The organism is Caldisphaera sp., from assembly GCF_023256325.1.
GTDB lineage: Archaea > Thermoproteota > Thermoprotei_A > Sulfolobales > Acidilobaceae > Caldisphaera.
Window position 1 is genome coordinate 1 of sequence record NZ_JAGDXI010000045.1, and the last position, 21,165, is coordinate 21,165.

At 30.3% G+C, this 21,165-nt stretch carries 19 protein-coding genes and 1 pseudogene; 11 read left to right on the plus strand and 9 right to left on the minus strand.

What is annotated here, in order from left to right:
- The first annotated feature begins 360 nt into the window (after positions 1–360).
- Both Q0C16_RS06850 and Q0C16_RS06855 read left to right on the plus strand, forming a co-directional pair.
- Positions 361–1,443 carry an AIR synthase family protein gene (locus tag Q0C16_RS06850; protein ID WP_292320726.1) on the plus strand — a complete coding sequence of 361 codons (1,083 nt, stop codon included), beginning with the start codon at positions 361–363 and terminating at the stop codon, positions 1,441–1,443.
- Positions 1,436–2,815: a bifunctional hydroxymethylpyrimidine kinase/phosphomethylpyrimidine kinase gene (locus tag Q0C16_RS06855; RefSeq protein ID WP_292320728.1), complete on the plus strand. Its 1,380-nt coding sequence runs from the start codon at positions 1,436–1,438 to the stop codon at positions 2,813–2,815. The genes Q0C16_RS06850 and Q0C16_RS06855 overlap by 8 nt, the downstream gene beginning before the upstream one ends.
- Here Q0C16_RS06855 and Q0C16_RS06860 read toward each other — a convergent pair whose 3' ends face one another.
- From Q0C16_RS06860 to cedA1, 4 genes are read right to left on the minus strand one after another with little or no spacing between them, the layout of a single operon-like run.
- On the minus strand, positions 2,816–3,529 hold the full coding sequence (locus Q0C16_RS06860; protein ID WP_292320730.1) for a 50S ribosomal protein L2: 714 nt from the start codon (positions 3,527–3,529) through the stop codon (positions 2,816–2,818).
- A gap of 16 nt (positions 3,530–3,545) precedes the next feature.
- Positions 3,546–5,036 carry a DUF87 domain-containing protein gene (locus tag Q0C16_RS06865; RefSeq protein WP_292320731.1) on the minus strand — a complete coding sequence of 497 codons (1,491 nt, stop codon included), beginning with the start codon at positions 5,034–5,036 and terminating at the stop codon, positions 3,546–3,548.
- A 2-nt stretch (positions 5,037–5,038) separates the two neighbouring features.
- Positions 5,039–6,418: a hypothetical protein gene (locus Q0C16_RS06870; protein WP_292320732.1), complete on the minus strand. Its 1,380-nt coding sequence runs from the start codon at positions 6,416–6,418 to the stop codon at positions 5,039–5,041.
- Between the two features lie 5 nt (positions 6,419–6,423).
- Complete coding sequence (gene cedA1, locus Q0C16_RS06875) at positions 6,424–6,663, minus strand: DNA import protein CedA1 (RefSeq protein ID WP_292320733.1); 240 nt, start codon at positions 6,661–6,663, stop codon at positions 6,424–6,426.
- A gap of 93 nt (positions 6,664–6,756) precedes the next feature.
- On the opposite strand from cedA1, the gene Q0C16_RS06880 reads away from it, so the two are divergent.
- Positions 6,757–7,641, plus strand: coding sequence for a polysaccharide deacetylase family protein (locus Q0C16_RS06880; RefSeq protein WP_292320734.1), 885 nt, complete (start codon positions 6,757–6,759; stop codon positions 7,639–7,641).
- A gap of 2 nt (positions 7,642–7,643) precedes the next feature.
- Here the strand turns inward: Q0C16_RS06880 and speE are convergent, their stop codons facing one another.
- The 4 genes from speE to Q0C16_RS06900 are packed head-to-tail and all read right to left on the minus strand — an operon-like array spanning position 7,644 to position 10,811.
- Positions 7,644–8,561, minus strand: a complete 918-nt coding sequence (gene speE, locus Q0C16_RS06885; RefSeq protein ID WP_292320735.1) for a polyamine aminopropyltransferase — start codon at positions 8,559–8,561, stop codon at positions 7,644–7,646.
- A gap of 56 nt (positions 8,562–8,617) precedes the next feature.
- Positions 8,618–9,004: a 30S ribosomal protein S8e gene (locus tag Q0C16_RS06890; RefSeq protein ID WP_292320736.1), complete on the minus strand. Its 387-nt coding sequence runs from the start codon at positions 9,002–9,004 to the stop codon at positions 8,618–8,620.
- A 50-nt stretch (positions 9,005–9,054) separates the two neighbouring features.
- Positions 9,055–9,906, minus strand: coding sequence for an N-glycosylase/DNA lyase (locus Q0C16_RS06895; RefSeq protein WP_292320738.1), 852 nt, complete (start codon positions 9,904–9,906; stop codon positions 9,055–9,057).
- 2 nt (positions 9,907–9,908) lie between these two features.
- Complete coding sequence (locus Q0C16_RS06900; RefSeq protein ID WP_292320739.1) at positions 9,909–10,811, minus strand: thiamine-monophosphate kinase; 903 nt, start codon at positions 10,809–10,811, stop codon at positions 9,909–9,911.
- A gap of 119 nt (positions 10,812–10,930) precedes the next feature.
- Between Q0C16_RS06900 and Q0C16_RS06905 the strand changes: the two genes are divergently transcribed.
- From Q0C16_RS06905 to Q0C16_RS06935, 7 genes are all read left to right on the plus strand, one after another.
- Positions 10,931–11,545, plus strand: coding sequence for an undecaprenyl diphosphate synthase family protein (locus tag Q0C16_RS06905; protein ID WP_292320753.1), 615 nt, complete (start codon positions 10,931–10,933; stop codon positions 11,543–11,545).
- A 167-nt stretch (positions 11,546–11,712) separates the two neighbouring features.
- Entirely contained in the window at positions 11,713–13,644 is a 1,932-nt protein-coding gene (locus Q0C16_RS06910; RefSeq protein WP_292320741.1) for a thioredoxin domain-containing protein, read from the plus strand.
- 98 nt (positions 13,645–13,742) lie between these two features.
- The gene (locus Q0C16_RS06915) at positions 13,743–17,207 is read left to right on the plus strand and encodes an MMPL family transporter (RefSeq protein ID WP_292320743.1); all 3,465 of its coding nucleotides are present in this window, start codon (positions 13,743–13,745) and stop codon (positions 17,205–17,207) included.
- A gap of 234 nt (positions 17,208–17,441) precedes the next feature.
- Positions 17,442–18,845: a YeeE/YedE thiosulfate transporter family protein gene (locus Q0C16_RS06920; protein WP_292320745.1), complete on the plus strand. Its 1,404-nt coding sequence runs from the start codon at positions 17,442–17,444 to the stop codon at positions 18,843–18,845.
- Positions 18,846–18,911: 66 nt separating this feature from the next.
- Complete coding sequence (locus Q0C16_RS06925) at positions 18,912–19,103, plus strand: sulfurtransferase TusA family protein (RefSeq protein ID WP_292320754.1); 192 nt, start codon at positions 18,912–18,914, stop codon at positions 19,101–19,103.
- 160 nt (positions 19,104–19,263) lie between these two features.
- Positions 19,264–20,136 carry a sulfurtransferase gene (locus tag Q0C16_RS06930; protein WP_292320747.1) on the plus strand — a complete coding sequence of 291 codons (873 nt, stop codon included), beginning with the start codon at positions 19,264–19,266 and terminating at the stop codon, positions 20,134–20,136.
- A complete protein-coding gene (locus Q0C16_RS06935) occupies positions 20,136–20,390 on the plus strand; it encodes a hypothetical protein (protein ID WP_292320749.1) in 255 nt (84 codons plus the stop codon). The genes Q0C16_RS06930 and Q0C16_RS06935 overlap by 1 nt, the downstream gene beginning before the upstream one ends.
- A 139-nt stretch (positions 20,391–20,529) precedes the next feature.
- Here Q0C16_RS06935 and Q0C16_RS06940 read toward each other — a convergent pair whose 3' ends face one another.
- Positions 20,530–20,754: a hypothetical protein gene (locus tag Q0C16_RS06940; RefSeq protein ID WP_292320751.1), complete on the minus strand. Its 225-nt coding sequence runs from the start codon at positions 20,752–20,754 to the stop codon at positions 20,530–20,532.
- Between the two features lie 208 nt (positions 20,755–20,962).
- Between Q0C16_RS06940 and Q0C16_RS06945 the strand changes: the two are divergent.
- A pseudogene (locus Q0C16_RS06945) lies at positions 20,963–21,165 on the plus strand (glycosyltransferase family 1 protein); the annotation flags it as partial.

The window sequence follows — 21,165 nt, forward strand, 5'->3', positions numbered from 1 at the left end:
CTAAATTGTATAGACATGTCTCTAGGATATACAATACCGATAAAATACAACACATATAGAGTAAGAAAAGTCAACAGAGAGAAACAAACGTTAAAATTTATGGTAAAAATAAACCATGTTTATTAAAATTTAATATATTTTAATATATGATATGTTACTTCGGTTTTGATTTCTGATTTCTTTATTAATCATTTTTACAATTATCGTATTTAAATTAATAAATAACAAAATAATTTTTTAATTTATTATATTTTTATTAAAATAATATAATTTGATAAATTTTATAATACCCACAACTTTTATTTTATAATAATAAAAGTTTAATACTTTTTATTTTTACTACCGAGAAGGGTAATAATAATGAATGCGAATTATGTTATAGGAAAAGTAAACAGAAAAACGTTTGAAGAAGTAATATACCCCAATCTTGGCATTAAGGATAAAAATGTTAAAATTGGTCCGCAATTTGGTGTGGATTTTGGAGTTTTAAATGTAGGAGATAAGGATTTAATAATAGAGGTAGATCCAGTTTATATTGTCCCTGAATATGGTTGGGAAAAGAGTTCATGGTTTGCAGTTCATATATTAGCAAGCGATGTTGCAGTTTCTGGAGTTCCTCCCAAATATCTATTCATTGATTTAAATTTACCAATGAAAATGACTGATGAAGAATTCAAGGAAATGTGGCTAAACATTCATAAAGAGTGCTTAAAACTTGGTATATCTATCGTTTCTGGTCATACAGGAAGATATGAAGGTGTTGATTATCCAATGATAGGAGGAGCTACACTAATAGGAGTAACCAACAAAGACAATTATGTTTCACCAAATATGGTTGAACCAGGAGATTTGATACTTATGACAAAAGGTCCTGCTATTGAGACCGCAGGCATATTATCTTCTCTATTTCCTCAAGTTTTAGAAAAAGATTACGGTAAGGAATTTGCATCAAAGGCACAAAATATATTTTGGCTACAGTCTGTTGTGGAAGACGCTCTAACCTTATCATCTCTTGGTTTGAGAAAAGGAGTCAAGGCAATGCACGATGCAACAGAATATGGGGTCTGGGGTGCATTAAATGATATTGCTGAAGCAAGCAAAGTTAAGATAGAAGTTTATAAAGAAAAATTGTTTATTAGGGATGATGTTTCAAAGGTATTAAAATCGTTTTCTAGTTTTACCAAAATTAATATAGATCCTTATGCATCGATTAGCGAAGGTACATTAATTGCTGCAATAAGCAAAGATAAAGAAAAAGAAGCTATTAAAATTTTAAATGAAAAAGGTATTGAGGCAAGAATAATAGGGGAAGCAAAAGAAGGTAATGGCGTTTATCTAATAGATAAAGATAAAGAAACAAAGATTAATCAGCCCGAAAAAGATGATTTTTGGCCAGTTTTCTTTAGAACACTTGACTTAATTAAAGGTGGTAAAAATGAGTAATGAAACTAAAAGAAATAAGGTCATACCGGTTGCATTAACCATAGCTGGAAGTGATAGTAGTGGAGGAGCTGGAATAGCTGCTGATCTAAAAACTTTTTCTATAATGGGAGTTCACGGAACTCTTGCTGTAACAAGCGTAACAGCTCAAAATACCTATGAAGTTACAGGTATTTATGATATTTCTCCACTGATTGTAAGGAAACAAATCGAGGCTATATATAATGATATTGGAATTGACGCGGCAAAAACAGGAATGCTAAGCAATGCTGATATAGTTAATGAGGTCGCAAATACATTAAAATCCTATGATTTTCCTTTAGTAATAGATCCAGTAATGATCTCTAAGAGCGGTTCTACTTTGCTTAAAGAAGATGCCATAAAAGTTCTTATAGATAAATTAATACCTAGAGCTACAGTAATAACTCCTAATGTGCCTGAAGCTGAAAAAATAACAAATATAAAAATTTCAAACTTGGATGATGCAAGAGAAGCAGCAAAAATAATTGTAGAAAAATATGGTGCAAAAGCAGCTATCATTAAAGGAGGTCACATGATGGGAGATTTTTCTATAGATGTATTGTATTACAATGGGCAATATAAAGAATATAAAGAAAAGAGAATTTTAACAAATACAGATCATGGAACTGGATGCTCATTTTCAGCTGCAATTGCAGCTAACTTAGCTAAAGGCTTTGATGTATTTGAATCTGTAAAAATTGCAAAAATAATGATAACTCAAGCGATATCATATGGCTTACCGATTGGAAAAGGTCATGGGCCAGTTAATCCAAATGCTTATATGGAAATAAATTATCATAAATACTTAACATATTTAGAAATGAAAAAAGCTTTAAGCCTAATGAAAGAAAATGAAGAGTTAATATCAAAGCTCATACCAGAAATTTCTACAAATATTGCAATGGCATTACCTAAATTTTATACGAGGGATTTGCAAGATATAATAGCAGTTCCAGGTAGAATAAGAAATTTTGGCAATAAGCTAATTTTTGAAAATGAGCCTGAATTTGGTGCTAGTAGCCATGTAGCTAGAGCATTATTGAAATATATGGAATTCTATCCAGACTATAGATCTGCTGCTAATATAGCATATAATGAGAAGATAAAAAAAGTTGTAGAAAAATTAGGATACACAAGCTCTTATTATGATAGAAAATACGAACCAATTGATGTTAAAGAAACGGAAGGAGGGTCTATACCTTGGGGCATAACTTATGCAATCAATATTAGCAAAAAACCAGTAGATTTTATATATGATCTAGGAGATTTTGGAAAAGAACCTGGAAGTTTTATTTTTGGTAAAAATGCAACAGAAGTTATTAAGAAAATGATAGAAGTTTCTAAATTAATATGATCACTTTTTCTTCCTACCAGTTCTTCTAGCTGCTATATGACCCACTTTTCTCCCTGGGGGCGTATTTCTTGCAACTGTTGTTGGTCTACCCTCATGCTGATGTGATCCGCCTCCAAATGGATGAGAAGCTACGTTCATTGCAACGCCTCTAACAGTTGGGAATTTTGTGGCTTTTGCTTTAGCCTTATAATATGAAGCGCTTGCCTTCAATAATGGCTTCTCTATCCTTCCTGCCCCTGCTGGTATGCCTATGGTTGCTCTGCAATCTTTATCTAAATCTTTTTCAACTTTGCTTGGCAATCTTATTCTTACTTTATCTTCACTTTTCCCTAATACTAAAGCATAGCTCCCAGCCTGCCTTGCTAATTTACCACCATCTCCAGGCCTAAGCTCAACATTAAACACATAAGTTCCTTCAGGTATTTTGCTTAGTGGTAATATGTTACCGAATACTGGTTCAGCATCATCACCAATTTGTATTTCTTGCCCTACATAAGATCCTTCAGCTGCAGGTACATAAAATTCCTTTCCTGATTCCGTAACTATATGTGCTAATGGTACGTATCTTCCTGGATCATGTATTAAATCTTTTATAGTCCCTTTTTCAGTTTTGTCTATAGGTAGATACTTTGCAGGCATTATATGTATATGCCCTGGATTCCTGAATTGAGAGCCTCCTCTACCTGCTCTTTGCTGCCTTAAGCTTTTTCCCATTTTCCACACCTTATATTTAAGTATTGCCTCCCATTTTAAGCAATTTGCTAAAGTCTATAACCTTTACTGTTTTTTCTTTATTATTCTCTATTTTGAGAACTATATGCCCTACAGGCAGTTCATGCAATACCTCAGCATTTTCTATTCCCAATTGCTGAGATAAATCAACATAATAATTTGTAAAACCGCCAAATATAATTTTCACACCGGTATTATCTATTATGTTTTTTCCAACATCAGATGGCAATTGGGTAGCGTAAATTACATATAAACCTTTACTCCTACCTTCTCTCATAGCAAACTCTAAGTGAAAATACGAATTGTTAACAATCCTCCATGTTTCATCTACTATTAATATAACAGGTTTATCAAAACCTTTTTCACTCGCTTCCAATGCTAGTGAAGAGATTATTAGGGAAGAATATACATTCCTTTCTTCATTGCGCATTTTAGATAAATCATAAACAACAAGTCCTTTTTTATCTAAATATCCTTCACAAATATTTATCTTGCTTCCTTCACCTGTTTTAATAGAACTTTCAATCAATTTCATCGCAATACCGTCTTTCCTAGGTATTTTTATACAATCCTTTTCCGTAGGTTCTATGTAATAGTCTGAATTCTTCTTTAACAGCTTGGATAAATCACCTTTTGGATCTATTACTATTATAGACTGCATAGAATTAACAACTGATGAAATTAACATCAGTTGCATTGCAATACCTGATAGAATTACTGTTTTCCCTCTACCTGTTGGGCCAAAAATGCCTATGTGATGTTTGAAATTATCAGGAAATGATAACAAAACTGTTTTACCTGGATCATTCTCTTCTTCTCCTATAACAATACCTTCATAATCCCCTATGTCTTCTGCAGAAACAATTGGTATTGATGTATCCTCTTTAATAACATCTATAGGATTGCTGATAGATATGATATCTTCTATATTATAAACCCTTTTTGTCTTGATTTGAGATTCTGCTTCAATCAGGTTTCTAAAAGATTCTGCATATAACTCTGATTCTTTATCATTACTATCAATCCACACGATAAAACCAAAACTACCAATGTATGGCACTCCAGTTCTTGTTACTTCTTTATAAAGGTCTTCTAAAAATCTTAGCCTTTCTCTATATTTAATTTGATTTGTTGTAGAATAGTATAAATCAGCTTTCTTCATTTCATCATCTATAAGCTTAAGAAGGGTGCTCTTATTTACATTATACATATTAGATATAAACGAAACGCTTAACCTACTAGATCTTGCAAGTCTTATAATTCTTCTTGGTAAATCTTCACCTCCTCTAGGCAAATTATCGGATAAATAAGGTATACCAATGTATTTCTTTCCATTAACGCTATATTCTATGTAATTTCCTTGTTTTTTAGGTTTAATCTTTAAAGGTATAGTTAAATCAGTATTAGCTTTCATGTTTTTAATTATAAGAAATATTGAAATAAATGCAACAATTCCTATTATCAAATCAAAAATTTGAAAAGAGTTCATAATTATATCACTCTTGGAATTATTCCTCTCCTACCTCCTAACAACCTAGCAAGGCCATAAGTTATGGAAATTAATAATGAAAAATATATTAATGGAATCGTTATATAATATAGAAGAAAAAACTCTAGAATTGAAGGTGTTAATATGTTTTGTATTCCCAAGTAATTGTTCGCATAATCAGAATACTTAACGTTTAGCTTTGGTTGTGTACAATTATTTACATTAAATTCTAAATAACTATTTGAGCTTTGATTAATTGGGGTAAACTTATAATAAATTCCTTCCAAGTTATTGAAATTCCACGTACCTTTTGTTTCAACGAAGTTTGAATAACTTATATTATTAACGCATTCATCCAATGCTCTTATTTCAACATACCCTGTATTGCCATATATATAAACTGTGTTACCATTTGTAAAAGAATTATAATTTCCATTGTTTCCTTCAAATGCCAAAGTATAGTTTTCATTTTCATATAGTATGTTATTCGTATATAATATATATTCTTGATTATTTCTAAAAGATAAATTATAAGGATATAATGGGAAAGGATATAACTTAAAAGCTACATCATCAATTACTGAAAAGAAATATGACGGAACCTCGCTAGGTAAAGAAATTTCATTTCCATAAATTGGACTTATAATGTTTCCATTATTATCTGTTTTATATATAGCTATCTGATTATATGAATTATTATATGTATAAACATAGATTAATGAATTTTTTATAGGATTATCTCTATAGTATGCCTTTGCATTAATAAAAGTTAATCCCATACTTATAGCCTGATTATTTAAATTGACCCCACTTGATTCAGCAATGTTTGTAATAAAAACCGGCATAATTTGTAAGCCAATACTAAATACCAAAATAAACGAAATAAACCAAGCCCCTGCATCTCTAGCTACTCTAAAAGGTATCGAATATAAAACTAATCCAAACATTAATATAGTTTGACCTAACGAATTAACAATAAAATATATTCCCCACAAACCAGCTAAAAATATTATTTCAGCCGTTAGGGCATCATTTATAGGTGATATCATAGATATCATCTGCGAACCTAAGGGAACCTTAGTTAGCAAAGAAGATAGTAAAATAAGCAATGCCTTAGTTGAAATACTTAAAGTGATTGCATTTGTAAGCCATAGATTAAAGTAACCCCATGAACCTCCCAATGAATTTGCTAAATTATTTATGTAATTATAAATAAAATAAATTGATATAATTATAATAAATGAAAGTATAGAGTCCTTTATTAATATACCGCTCCATCTTTTAACTCCTTTATCCGGTATGGGCAAAGCATAAATTAATACCCCTAAATAAAACGTAAGAAGAGATAAGTTTATTGCTAATAAATAATAGAAATTTGCCATTAAAATCAACCCGTTATTAGGTTAACTATATATACAATAAAGCTAAATAATGAAGAGCCTATAGCAAGCCAAAATGCAGCCCAAATGGAATCTTCTATTAAACTTCCTCCAACTCTCTTTAATTTATTAATAGGTATTGGTGATCCCTTTAATGTCCAGCCTATACTCCATGTTAATAAAAACATTGCCCAGGCTAAAGCGGTAACCCTTTCTGTTATTTGCTGAACAAATGTAATTATATCCATATTATCACCGAAATAAAATCTTGAATAAATAAAGACTCGGAGCGAATCGAAAATATAAATATATTTATAACTATTTACAAATTGGGGATAAAGTTGGTTTATGAAAGAGATTTTATCGGATATGGTGAAAAAAGACCAGATTTTAAATGGCCTGGAAATAAAGGTCTAGCAGTTAACTTAGTTTTTAATTACGAATGTGGTTCTGAGCATTCATATGAGGTTGATGGAATAGTAGAATCAATAGGAGAATTTCCTCCAATCGATGTTAAAAAAAGAGATGTTGGATTGGAAAGCGTTTATGAATATGGTACAAGGGTTGCTATATGGAGAATATTAAATACATTAAAGGAATTGGATGTTAAAGCATCATTTTTCTCTGTTGCACATACATTAGAACTAAACCCATTTGCAGCAAAAAGAATTGTAAACGACGGGCACGAAATTGTTGATCATGGCCTAAGGTGGTTTGAAAACTATAGACTGAGTTACGATGAAGAAAAAAGACAAATAGAAAAATCTGTTGAAATAATACAAAAAATAACTGGATACAAACCTAAGGGTTACTATGCAAGAGAGCCTAGCGAAAACACAATAGATATTGTAAAAAGTTTAGGGTTTATTTATGATTCTGATGCATACAACGATGACTTACCATATTTCTACAAGGATTTCTTGATTATACCTTACACTCCTGATATTAATGACTTCCACTTCTTATATCCTATGAACAGATTTTCAACAGCAGAAGAATTCTTTTCTTATGCAAAAGACTCGTTTGATCAATTATACGAGGAATCTAAATATGAATCAAAGATGATGAGCATCGGAATGCACGTAAGAATAATGGGAAGGCCTGGCAGAATAAAGGCTCTTAAGGAATTTATAAAATACATTAAATCTTTTGATGTTTGGATAGCTAAAAGGGAAGAAATAGCAGAATTTTGGATAAATAATTTTAAAAAACCTAATGAAAAATAAAACTAAGCTGGCAAATAAATAGGATCTTTTAGAGTTGACACTCTTTTTTCTTTTTCCAATATATTTCTTATATATTTTGGTATGTAAAACATATGAGCATGAGACTCGTTATCATAATATCTGTTTTTACCATTAACCATCTTGTTTATTAAGCTATCAACATCAAAGTTTTTAACATTCTCAACATTAATATCATTCGAAGCAATAACAAATCCCCATATACCCTCATAACTCCTTATATAAACATAATATGAATATGCATATTTAAATACGCTTTTTATAGTATTGTAAATAACAGCATGAACCATTGGTGTTAAAACTGGGCTTGTTGATTGTGTAACAAATACTCCGTTTTTCTCTAGCTTGTTTATAATTTTCATATAAAATTCTCTAGTATATAATCTAACAGCTGGGCCCGCTTCTTCCGGATCAACTAAATCAGAAATTATAACATCATATTTTTCATTAGTATTATCAATATAATGTTCAGCATCGTCTATAATAACATTTACCTTTTTATCATAAAATGAATTCTGATGCCATTCAGGTAAATATTTTTTACATACTTCAACGACCTGATCATCAATATCAACCATATCAACTTTTTCTATGGATTTGTATCTTAATGCTTCTCTAGCTGTAGCACCTTCACCGCCCCCCAATATAAGAACCTTTTTAGGATTTCCATTCAATAACATAGCCGGGTGTACTAAGGACTCATGATATACGAATTCGTCTAGCAATGATGATTGAACTTTACCGTCTATTACCAATGCCTTACCTAAATCTGAATAGTCTACAATAGCCCATCTTTGATATTTTGATTGACCATATGCATACACATTATTTACTGCATGCATATGAGCTGTTCCAGGAGTGCTCCACTCAATAATCCAATGCCATGGATAATTTATAGACATGCCTCTCACTCAAATATTTAAAAACTAATTAGAATTAAAAGTCTTTTATTTGGCTTTTACTCTTCTATTAAAACTGCATTAACTACTCCATCTTGACCAGGTCTTGATGTAACTCTTGCTTTTCCTTCACTCGTTTGAATTATTGCTCCTTTTGTTATTATGTTTCTTTTTGCATACTCTCTATTGGATGGTGTTGATAACACATTTAGTATTTTAGCGACCTTAGATTTACCTTTTTTATCTGTAACTATAGCTCTAGAGACTTTCCTCAATGAAACTTTAAGATTTCCTCCTGTAGATCTCTTTATAATTTTTTCTTCTTTTTCTTCAAGAACTGCAGGCACAAATAATTCTCCCATAGCATATCTTCTCTTTCTTTTATGCACTAAATGTTTTAGTCCTCCGCTTGGCTTTTTTAAATCCCTATATTGGTAAACTCCCATGTTATACACCTTTCCTATTTTAATATTAGGAATAGAATATTAAAGTTTTACTATTTGCATTCCCTATAAAACAGTTCTTTAATTAATTGATTAATTTTGTTAGAATCATAATATTTACTCAAGAATTCAATTACTTTTTTTCTTGCCTCACTTATTTCTAATTCTCTTGGCGCCCATCCAATGACCCATAACAAACTATCCAAATGAATTTGGGGTACTTCGCTCAATTCAGAAACCATGTCCCAAGCTTTTATAGCAGTTTTAGGATTCTTTAATATCTCCTTAAAAGATTCCGATTCAACAATTCCACTTGTGTAAGTTAAGCAAGAAATTCTAATATCAATTGGCATAGGTATATTTATAAGCAAAGGCTTAATTTCCCCTTTATTTTTAACGGCATAATAGGCCATTTTTATAGAAAATGTTATTGTTTTTTTCCATTCTTCTGTTCCTAGAGAACTTGCAATTTTTTTCATAATCTCCTCAGGTTTTTCTAAAACAATTTCAGGATTATTAACAATTGCGTTTAACAGTTCTTTAGACTTAGAGATCTTTTCTATTCTTTTTAACTTAAATTTTTGCCCTATAATAGATCCTTTACAATCTTTCATAAAATCGATTACATTTTTAATTGCTTCATCAACATTTTTCGGTATTTCTTTATCTGATAAGTAATTTGAAAAGCATTGCCACCATTCTTCTCCTTTCATAGCTAATTTATAACTAACTAAAGAAACGATCAAAGAATATAATGTAGCATATCCTTTTCCTACTTTCATTTTAAGTCTTTGTATGTAATCAAATTGTGGATCAACTCTTTCTTCTAGTAACAAGATATTATCTAAACCAAAATTTTTTATTGAATTGGAAACTTTAATTATTCTCTCTTGATTTACATTCAATCTTACCACGTCCACCCAAAGTTCTCTATTCTATTATTATTATAATAAAGTCCATAACCTTCTTCTATTTTCCCAACAACAAAACACCTAATATTTAACCTCGTACATTCCTCAAGAAAATCATCTAAGTTTTCTTCGCTAGTTGTAACTGCAAAATTGTAATCCTCCCAGCTATTCAATGCATCTTCATTATTCATGAGATCTTTTAATAAAGGATCTATCTCTATTGCATCTAGAACTACCTTAACTTTACTAGAATCAATAATATTGTAAATAGTTGAAACCCATCCATCACTGTTATCAGATGATGATGTGCCATATTTATAAATAGGAACCCAAGCATCTATCTGAAAATCTGGTATAATAGTTTTTCTTAATAGTTTATCATTAATATTATCAATCTTTATTCTGTTTTCCAATAACATTTGCGATAGCGTACCATAACCTAAATAGCCTATTTGAATTAAATAGTCTCCTGGCTTTGCCCCTTTTCTATTAACATACCTTTTATTATTAATTTTTCCTATAGAAACAACGTCAATCCATGAATCATTTGTGGATTTATTTGTATCACCTTTTAAAATAGAGCTTTTTAAATAGTCAGAAGCTTTTCCCATACCTATTGATATAGATTTTAAGATGTTCTCATCAGTTACTCCAACGCTATATAATAAAGCATAAGGCCTTCCACCAGAAACCACTACATCACTCATAGATGCTAACGCTGCCTTAAAAGCCCAATCATCATATTTCATCCATGGCAGTTTGCTTCTCGAAGAAGAATAGCCATCTATGTTTAGAAGAATATCATCTAAAGGGCAAGCATCAAAATCTTTGCACCATTCATTTTTGCTATTTCTCATTATTTCTTCTAGAAGGGCTTTCCAGCTTTCCAGTCTTACCACCAAAAAACAATAATAGAGCTAAAATTTAAAAATCAGTATTGAAAAGAAATATTAAGATGAGCTAACAGATAGAAGGTAGGGGAATAAAAACGCAAAATCTGCCAATTCATATAGGTATTATCCCAGATGGTAACAGAAGGTGGGCTAAAAAGAATAAAATTGATTTTTTCGCTGCATATAAAACAGGTTTTGAAAATTTAAAGAAAATTTTAGACAAAATTATAGATTATGGTATATATAACGCCTCAGTTTACATATTAAGCTATGAAAATTGTACGAAAAGAAATAAAATTGAGCTGGACTTCTTATTTAATTTATCAAAAGAAGGCTTTAATTATATAAGGGAAAACAAAAAATTAAAAGATAATGACATATCAGTAAAAGTAATAGGTGATATGAGTATAGTTCCTAATTATATATTAAATGAAATCAGAAAAACTGAAGAAGAAACAAAAAATAGAAAAAATGGAGTCCTAAACCTAGCATATTGCTATTCTGGTGAGTGGGAATTAAATTTAATAAAAAATGGAGAAAAACCTCCTTCGTTGCATATGATGCCCATGGATTTATTAATTAGGACTGGAGGTGTTAAGAGGATAAGCGGTTTTTTCCCATTGCTAATTAATTATGCGGAATTCTACTTCACTGATGTGCTTTGGCCTGATTTTAATGAAAATGAGCTTGAAAAATCATTAAATTGGTTTTCTTCTCAACCTAGGAATTTCGGTATCTGAAATTATGAAATAGATACATCGTGTTTTATAGATAAATGAGTTTATATTGCTTGATTTAAAATCATTCAATAAATTTTATTGCTATTGTTAACCGGGGGGTTAACAATTATTAGGAATATATATTGGTTGTTAAAAATATTACAGAAATAACATATATGGGATTATTATTGAATAAGCTGAAAGATCAAAAAAGTGAATATTTAAGAGAAAGCGCTGATCAGCCGATTAATTGGTTTATATGGAGCGAAGAGGCATTTGAACAAGCAAAAAAAGAAGATAAACTAATATTAATTGATGTTGGGGCTTCATGGTGCCACTGGTGCCACGTAATGGATGAAAACACTTATTCAAATAAAGAAGTTTCAGAAATAATAAATGAAAATTTCATAGCTATAAAAATTGATAGAGATGAGCTACCAGATGTCGATAGAAAGTTACAAGAAGCTGTTTCATTAATAACTGGTAATAGCGGTTGGCCATTAACTGTATTTATGACTCCTGATAAAAAAGTATTTTATGGTGGCACCTATTTTCCAGCAGAAGATAATGAATACCAAGTAGGATTTAAAAGAATCTTAAAAGAAATATTAAGGTTGTGGAAAGAAGATAGAAATAGATTAATAAACAGCTCTTTAGATATTATTTCTTCATCAATTAACGTATATAGTACACCATTATCAAATGAATTCGTTCAGAAAATTTCAGATTACGTTTACTCATCATACGACTTTAACTTTGGTGGGATAGATTCTGAAATAAAATTTCCACATCCCACAACAGATCAATTTTTGCTCTCTCAGCATTTTAAAAATAAGAAATATATGGATCCTGTGTTGATTACTTTAAAAAATATGTATTATGGAGGTATTTTTGATCATGTATTTGGTGGCTTTCATAGATATTCTACTGATAGATATTGGAAAGTTCCACACTTTGAAAAATTGCTAATAGATAACTCAGAACTAATCTTATCTTATTTTAACGCATATCTAATAACATATGATAGAGAGTTGCTCGATGCAATAAATATGACAGTAGACTTCATTTTAAATGAAATGAAAAACGATATTGGATTTTCAAACAGCATAGATGCCGATTATGAAGGAATTGAAGGCAAATATTATACATGGACAGAAAAGGAATTCAAAGAAGCATTGGGAGATTTGTTTGATATTTCATTATTTATATTTGATTTTTATAATCTACTAGAAGTAGAAGGTAGAAAGGTTTTATCTAGGAAAAGTATTTATGAAATTTCAAATTCTTTAAACATTTCGCAAGAAGATTCTTTTAAGCTAATCAATAACATCAGAAATAGGTTAAGAAAATATAAAGAAAGCTGGAGAAAACCAAGGAAAGACAATAATGCTTATACATATCAAAATGCAAGAGCTGCAGAAGCTCTGTTGCTATCTAGTTTATTAACTAACAAAGGGATAGATGAATCATTAAATATAATAGAAAAACTTGGAAATTCTGGGAGAAGAATAAATGAAAATGGAGAAAAAATTCTGGAAGATCTATCATCATCATTATCATCATCATTAACGGCTTATGAAGTAACAGGCAATCAAAAATACTTGGAATTATCTTTAAATATGTGGCAAGAAACCAAGGATTTTAAAGCTGAAATTGGTTTTAAAGAGAGGAGAAATGTTAAAGAAAGCGATACAATATTTTCAGACACACCCAACGAATCTCCTAACTCAATTATCATAAAATCTTGGTTAAAACTTTACCAATCTGGTAGAATAGATTTTGATGAAAAAATGGAATCATTAGCATCAATTGTAATGAGAGAGCCTGTTTTTCATTCTGGTTTAGCTTTAAGTATTAGTTCATATATTAATGGAATAGCACACATAGTTGTAATAGACGAAAATGATGAAAAAGCAGATTTACTTCATAAATCATCATTATTAACATATTATCCCTTAAAATTTGTTGAAAGGATTACAGATGAAAGAAAAGATGAATTACCTTCTTATATGAGGGAAATGTTAAAGTACGGTAATGGTTCAAGAGTTTATGTATGCAAGGGTAAAACGTGTAGCATGCCCATATATGAAGGAGAAAAAATAAAGTTTTTATTAAAATAAAACTTAACAATATATATTTTGATTAATTAAAAATATAATTAATTAGAGAAAGACTTAAAATTTATATTTTATAAAACTAATTTATAACGGGGATAAATATGTATAGCAAAAATAGAAATTTGGCGTATATAATTATAATTGCTGCTTTAATAATAGCCCTGGTTTTTTATCCTTTTATGACTAAAATTAATAGCGTTGTTTCAACAAACGAGTCTTCTATGCTACCCAAAAATGTTGAAAGCATCGAAGTAATGAATATTGTACAAAATGAGAGCAATGCGAGCAAACAAAGCAATATAATTTATTTAATATCAGGAATACCAATAAATTTATCCTCATTTTATAGGCTTAATGGATCAATAAAGTATGGAAACAGTTGGATTTCTATCTTGAATTCAACTTATTTATACATACAAAACACTTCTAATTTTCTTTTAAACTCATCATTATCTATTTCAAATAGCATAAAAGATATTTGGATCTCGACAATTAATTTAACAAACAAACTTAACAATCTCAAAAATAACATTATTTTATTATCTTCACTGATAAGAAACTCTGATTACATATATTCAACTTATTATAATTTAGGTAATAATTTAAGCAAAACGTATTCTATGATTAAACCAGAAATGATCTTATACGGAAACATAACAAAAAGTATATCTTTATCATATGGAACAATTTACCTTAATACCTTAAGAGTAGAATATATTTTATACAACCAAACAAACGCATATCAAACGATGAACTTAACCCAAAATGATATATTGAAAGTAATTGAAAACTCACCTCAAATTAATGACGTACCTCCTCCTAGCCCAATCTTTATTGAAACTTTATTTAATTATGTTTTATTGAATGGTGGTCCAAAGAATTTTAATAATGAGGTTGCGAATAATTTTACATATAAAATTTTATACCAAGAAATGAATCAAAGCAACTATATACAAGCTCTTCCAATATTAAATCTATATAGTAAATATTTTTATAACACATCATTAGAGTTTAATATAAATTCCCTTATGAATAATTTAACAATAGAAAATCAATACAAATTATATTATATAATAAACGAAATTTCAAACTATTCCAGCATAGAAACGTTTAAATCTATATTATCTTCCCTCCCAATTTCAGGCGAAGAATTAAATTTAATTATGAATATAGGCTTAAAATATGCTTCCGCAGGATTTAATGAAAGTATTCTTGATTTAATAATAAGAAATATTACATATGAAATATTATCATTAAAGATACCATCACAAATTGCCTTTAATCTATCATCGTATATATCGAATGGCTCATTTAATAAATTTGTTTCAGCAACTTATGCAGCTAAAACCATAGCTAATTATTTGCCGTTATCATATAAAAATTATTCTAGTGTAATTTTAAGCTATATTCCAACTGTTATTTTAAGCTATGATAAGAACGCTTCTTTAGATATCTTTAACAATAAGACTCTTGCCTTAAATATAGCTGCAAAGATTGTTTCAAATATAAGCAACGTAAGTAACAGTATTACACAAAAACTTATAAATAATGAGTCAACTTATTATTTATCAATTTCTCTGATTAGCCAAAAGATTAACAATCCAAAAGCTTCTATATTAATTAATGAATTAAATTCGACAGAACCAATTTATAACTATACATATCTGTTAATTAAAATGCCAAACATTTTAAATGAAACGCTTTTGAAAATGGGATTTCCAAGTAATATAACACCGTTATTAGTTTCATCAACAATGAACATAATTATCAATTCCACACCTTTCAACGCGGAACAAAATAACATAACACAATTTATATTTAATAAAACATTTCCAACAATAATAAATAAAATAAAGGGTATTCTTATACAAAACAATTTAAATGGCTTTGCAGTATTTATAACTGAAAACTTATCTTATAGTCAAGCCTTGGAATTAAAAAACGATATGCTTAATTCATTAAAGACTAAAGGATTTAACAACGTAAGTATAATGCTAACTGGAACTCAAATATTAAACTACCAACTTGGGAACTCTTCAATAAAAAGCATTAGTCAAAGCGATTTCATAAGCACAATCCTTGTTTTAATAATATTAGCTATAGTCCTAGAAGCCATTGTGGCTATCGTTATACCATTTATTGGTATAGGTATTGGTCTTATAATGGCTTTAGGAATTGGCTACATTTTAGCCAGTCATAATATTATTACATTAAATTCAATAAGCAGAACAATAATGTATTTAGCTGGCCTTGGTTTAGGTATAGATTATTCAAGTCTAATATCAAGAAGGTTTAGAGAAGAATACATCAAAACTGGAAATTCTAAATTAGCTGCAGAAAATGCATTGAAGAGAAGCTGGAGGGCAGTAATTACCGGAGCTTTAACTGCCGCTATTGGTTTCGGATCGATGGCAATAGCATCTAACTTTCCATTTTTAGCAAGTCTAGGAGAATCTGCACCTATATCAATCTTAATAACTATGACTGTTAGTTTAACTGTTATACCATCATTACTTTCAATAATAGGTGGACACAGAATTATATGGTGGCCTTCTAATTTAAAATCAAATAACAAGCAGGATAAACCTATTAAGTCAAGAAAAATAACAGAGAGATCAGCTATAGTTTTAGTCATAGTATTTATTTTATTAATACCTTCGATTTATATATATACGTCTTTTAAAGGCAGTTATGATTTTACGTTAATGATGCCTCAAAATTCACAAGCAGTTACTGCTTTACATTATTTATCAAACAACTATGCTTCTGGAATTTTATACCCAGACTACATAGTTGCACCAAATATCACTGTATTGCAAAAAATCAACCAATCCATATCTAAGCTTTCATGTATTCAATCGACTCAATTGATAAATTCTAGCAAACCTATACTGCAAGTTACGTTATCTGTGTATCCATTGGGGAAAGATGCAATAAGTTGCACAGAAAATATAAGGGAAATATCCAAGAACATTTCAACTAGTGCAATGGTTGGGGGAGAGGCTGCTATTAATTTAGATCTTAAAAATATTGTATATCATAATTTCTATCATTTAGTATATCCAATAGCAATATTATTAATGTTTGCTATACTGCTTATATTCTTTGGTAGCGTTCCCATGGCATTGACTGCGCTGGGAAGCGTAGTATTTTCAGCTATATTTGGTACCACTATAGCTATAGAATACTATCATATAATGGGCATAACATTACCTTGGTATTTACCAATAGTTGTGTTTACAGCAATATTAGGTGTTGGAATGGATTATAATAGCTTTATAATAAACAGAATTAGGGAAGAAAGCGAGAATAAAGATATGAAAGATGCAGTTTCATATGCAGTAGGTAAAATGGGCGTTTTAGTAATAGGCCTTTCAATAATAATGGCAGGTGCATTTTCAGGTCTATTAGCTTTTTCTGCTCCAGGATTTAAGGGAATGGGTATAGCATTGATGAGTGGCGTATTTATAGCTGGTCTTATGGCTTCTTATCTTTTTACACCTGCTATTGCATATCTATTAGGAAATTATGTTTGGTGGCCAGCTAAGTTAAAAAGAAAAAATTAAGTTTTTTTAGATTTTATTAATTTCAACCTTAATATATTTATCTAGTTAATTATTTTAATTATAACTAATTCTATAAACATGTATTTTAATTTATAAATATAACTCGTAATTTTAATTTACATATATTTAAAAATTTATCAAAGTATTATTTAAATATATTCTTTCAGTTAATATATACATATAGAAATTTAAATGATTTATTCTATTCTATACATATAGAAATTGGTGAAAAGGATGGGTCCATTACCATTGTTTAATTACCCTGCTTGGGTTATCGGGCTCTTTTATGGGCTTTTAGGTATTATAGCTGGAATAATGGGAGCTAAATATACGTATTGCATAGTTGTTGCTACTCATCAGGTAATGGGATTGAAATACAGCAAAATATATGAAATTATACTAACAGGCATAGCTGTTTCCGCCTTAGGTGTTGGCATACTTACCGCATTTCACGTTGTTCCATATGTTGACGCTTATTATTTCATGCCAGGTGCAGGTTGGTATACCCTCTTAGGATCATTTATTTTTGGATTTGGAATAATGCTTGGAAATGGTTGCATGTTCGGTATGCTATGGAAATCTGGAGTTGGTTATGTAGTTAATTGGTTTGAAATAATAGGGATGATTATAGGAACAATGATATTTGCGTATCCAATATTTGATGGACTTAAATTAGGTAAGTGGTGGAATACTAACGAATTCTTTAGTATAGCCAATGGAAATCCTGTTAATTTTATACCTTACAACTTTGGTTCTTTCAGCGGATTTGCATTATTAATAGGCATAATATTTGCATTTGTTATTTTATTACCAGCTTTATGGATGAGGAAGAATAGAAAAGAATTTGAAGAAAGAAATAAGGGGGCACTATATCAATCTCCGTATTTTATTGGTACAATATTTGGTTTAATTATGATAGGTTCCTTTATATTTGCCGCCGGTCATTTCTTTAACTATTTAGGTGTTACAACGCCTATTGGTCTTTTCTCAGAGTATTTATTAAGGCCATTTGGTATAAATTTGGCATCAAAAGGAGATCCAAATTGGTTTTCTACAGTGCCTGTTATAAGTGCATTTACATTTTTCATATTGATGGTTATTTTAGGGGCTTTTATTTATGCTTCTTATACAGGTACTTTTGACATAAAACTACCAAGTAGGACCACTAATAGAGTTGCCGAAATCGTAATAGCATTCATTGGAGGGATAATACTAGCTATAGGAGCGAGAATGGCTCAGGGATGCAGCGTAGGAGGTTTTTGGTCAGGCCTTACTGGATTATCGATATTCGGCCTGATATTTACTGTAGGATTCATACCTGGTACAATAGCCGGCTATTATGCTTATGTTAATTTAAGCAGTTGGGCTGCTTCTCTAAAAAGAAATTCGAATAATATTACTACTAATAATAAAGGCTCATATAGTAAAACTTTAGTTAATCTAATATTCGGTATATTATTTGGCTTATTATTGATAGGTATTGCTTTTGAATTACCTAGTTTGAATTCTAATGCAGCATTGATTATTAAATCTTCTGTATTGGTACAATATCAAAGCGTTTTGTTAGGATGGGGTATTTTTTCAATTTTAGTAAGTTTTTTGATCGTTTCTATTAGAAAATTTGTTTTAAGGAGGTGATATGTTTATGGTTGATATAGTATTGATAGTAAGGGTTTAGCTTGTCCAGGACCTATAACAGAACTAATAAAGGCATACAAAAAAGCAAAGAATGGAGATAAAATAATATTATATGCAACTGATCCAGGAGTTAAGGCAGATTCTAAAGCATGGTGCGATAGAACAAAAAATAAACTGGTAAGCATAGAAGAAGAAAATGGTGTTTATAAAGTAACAATAGAAATAATAAGTAATAAGCAATTTTCATTTTATCATTAGCAAAATATCATTAGCAAAAACAAACTAAAACCTAATAATTTTTTCTATTTATATAGAAATACATGATTTATATCAAAAATATACATAGAGAAAAAAATTTTTATTTGTATGAACTTAAAAATAATTTAATTCTTTTAGGCTTAAAACATAGTGATGTAACATGGGCGAAATTAAGGAAATTGTTGATAATAATTGGTTGTTATCCCATTTAAAGGATGATAATGTAAGAGTTGTCGAGGTAGATTATGATCCAACAACAGCATTTAATATTTGGCACATACCTGGCTCAGTATTAATAAGATGGAGAGAAGATTTAAGGCATAAAATACTAAGGGACTTTTTAGAGCCAAAGGAGTTTGAAGAATTGATGGAATCAAAAGGTATTAATAATGATACTATAGTAGTGCTATATGGGGATTATAATAATTGGTTTGCAGTATATGCTTTTTGGTTATTCAAAGCGTATGGCCATGATGATGTAAGAGTTTTAAATGGTGGTAGAACAAAATGGGCTAAAGAAAATTTACCCATAGAAAAAGGTAATAATGAGACTAAATACAACAAAGGAAATTATAAGATTAAAAAACTTGACTGGGGAAGCAATAGGGTATTTTTCTGGGAATTACTGCAAAAAGTAACTAAAAACGAAGTAGGTAAGACAACTTTTCTAATAGATGTAAGATCTCCAAAGGAATTTACTGGAGAGATTAGGGCACCGCCAGAATATGCAGATGAGCAGACACAAGTTGGAGGACATATACCAGGTGCCATAAATTTCCCATGGTCTCAGGCAGTAAACCCTGAAACTGGAGAATTCAAAAGCAAAGAAGAACTTGAAAGATTATTTGAAAGCTCTGGGATAAGAAAAGATAAAGAAATTATAACTTATTGTAGAATAGGTGAAAGAGCTTCACATACTTGGTTTGTTTTAAAGTACATATTGGGGTATCCTTCTGTAAGGGTATATGATGGATCTTGGGCGGAATGGGGAAACATTGTTGGAGCCCCAATAAAGAAAGGTGCTGAACCTTAATGAAAATAATAGACAAAATCAAAATAAATAAATTTGAAGGCTGTGGCAATAAGAGTCCATTAATTATTATGCAGGAATCCATTAAGAAAATTAAAAATTGCGACGAAGGGGTAGAATTAGAATTTAACGATTATGATTGGCTAATAAGTATAAAAGATATTTTAAAAATAATGCAGCAAGATATAAAATTAAAAATAATAGAAAATCGCATAGATAATGGTTATATTTCTTTAGATGTCGTGGCAGATTGTTAAATCAGCTAAAATTCTTAAACGAATTGTTTAACTAATATTTTTACATAAGATCTTTGAAATAAAATTGTTTAAGATTTAAAAGCTACAACTAATAATTTTTTATATAAATATATGTTAGAAAGGAAAATATAATAAAATGTTAGAAAATGCCATCATCTGACTCCTTAAAGCCTATGACCACCTTCCTGCCCACTTGGGCTACGTCAGCAACTATGTTTTTCCATTCACTCATCCTTATTATCTCGTCGCTCTCTTTATTCTTGAAGTTCTTTATTACAACTACCTCAAATTTGTCCTTGGGGAGGATCTGCCTCTCCAGGCTGCGAAGCGCGTAAAACAAGTACTTTTTGCTGTCGTGGACCATAACTATGACTTAGAGTTCTGCTGAATTCAAGCCACAGGCCAAGTAAATGTTTATTCAAAAATATTTCTGAGTTATGACATGTTGCGAAGTGTCAGCTAAGGTATTACCATAAAGGAACTATGCACAAAGAAGCTTATGAATCCACGCCACGACGATGTCAAAACCCTTAAAGTCTTGAACTTTGGTTAATAGTAGGGTGCAACAGCGTTTGAGGATAGTGCATGTCTCGCCATTCTACTTGCCAATAATAGGGGGAGTAGAGGAAGTCGTAAGGAGAGTAGCTGAGTACATGGCCTCAAAAGTCCATGAAGTCCACATAATTACCTACAACAGGCTTAGGTCAGGCAACATCATGTCGCTGCCGAGGGAGGAGACAATAAATGGGGTCCACATAATAAGGCTGAGGCCTTC

Coding starts and splice junctions, on each gene's coding strand:
- Q0C16_RS06850 (WP_292320726.1), top strand. CDS start 361: ATGAATGCGAATTATGTTATAGGAAAAGTAAACAGAAAAACGTTTGAA.
- Q0C16_RS06855 (WP_292320728.1), top strand. CDS start 1,436: ATGAGTAATGAAACTAAAAGAAATAAGGTCATACCGGTTGCATTAACC.
- Q0C16_RS06860 (WP_292320730.1), bottom strand. CDS start 3,529: ATGGGAAAAAGCTTAAGGCAGCAAAGAGCAGGTAGAGGAGGCTCTCAA.
- Q0C16_RS06865 (WP_292320731.1), bottom strand. CDS start 5,036: ATGAACTCTTTTCAAATTTTTGATTTGATAATAGGAATTGTTGCATTT.
- Q0C16_RS06870 (WP_292320732.1), bottom strand. CDS start 6,418: ATGGCAAATTTCTATTATTTATTAGCAATAAACTTATCTCTTCTTACG.
- cedA1 (WP_292320733.1), bottom strand. CDS start 6,663: ATGGATATAATTACATTTGTTCAGCAAATAACAGAAAGGGTTACCGCT.
- speE (WP_292320735.1), bottom strand. CDS start 8,561: ATGTCTATAAATTATCCATGGCATTGGATTATTGAGTGGAGCACTCCT.
- Q0C16_RS06890 (WP_292320736.1), bottom strand. CDS start 9,004: ATGGGAGTTTACCAATATAGGGATTTAAAAAAGCCAAGCGGAGGACTA.
- Q0C16_RS06915 (WP_292320743.1), top strand. CDS start 13,743: ATGTATAGCAAAAATAGAAATTTGGCGTATATAATTATAATTGCTGCT.
- Q0C16_RS06920 (WP_292320745.1), top strand. CDS start 17,442: ATGGGTCCATTACCATTGTTTAATTACCCTGCTTGGGTTATCGGGCTC.
- Q0C16_RS06930 (WP_292320747.1), top strand. CDS start 19,264: ATGGGCGAAATTAAGGAAATTGTTGATAATAATTGGTTGTTATCCCAT.
- Q0C16_RS06935 (WP_292320749.1), top strand. CDS start 20,136: ATGAAAATAATAGACAAAATCAAAATAAATAAATTTGAAGGCTGTGGC.
- Q0C16_RS06940 (WP_292320751.1), bottom strand. CDS start 20,754: ATGGTCCACGACAGCAAAAAGTACTTGTTTTACGCGCTTCGCAGCCTG.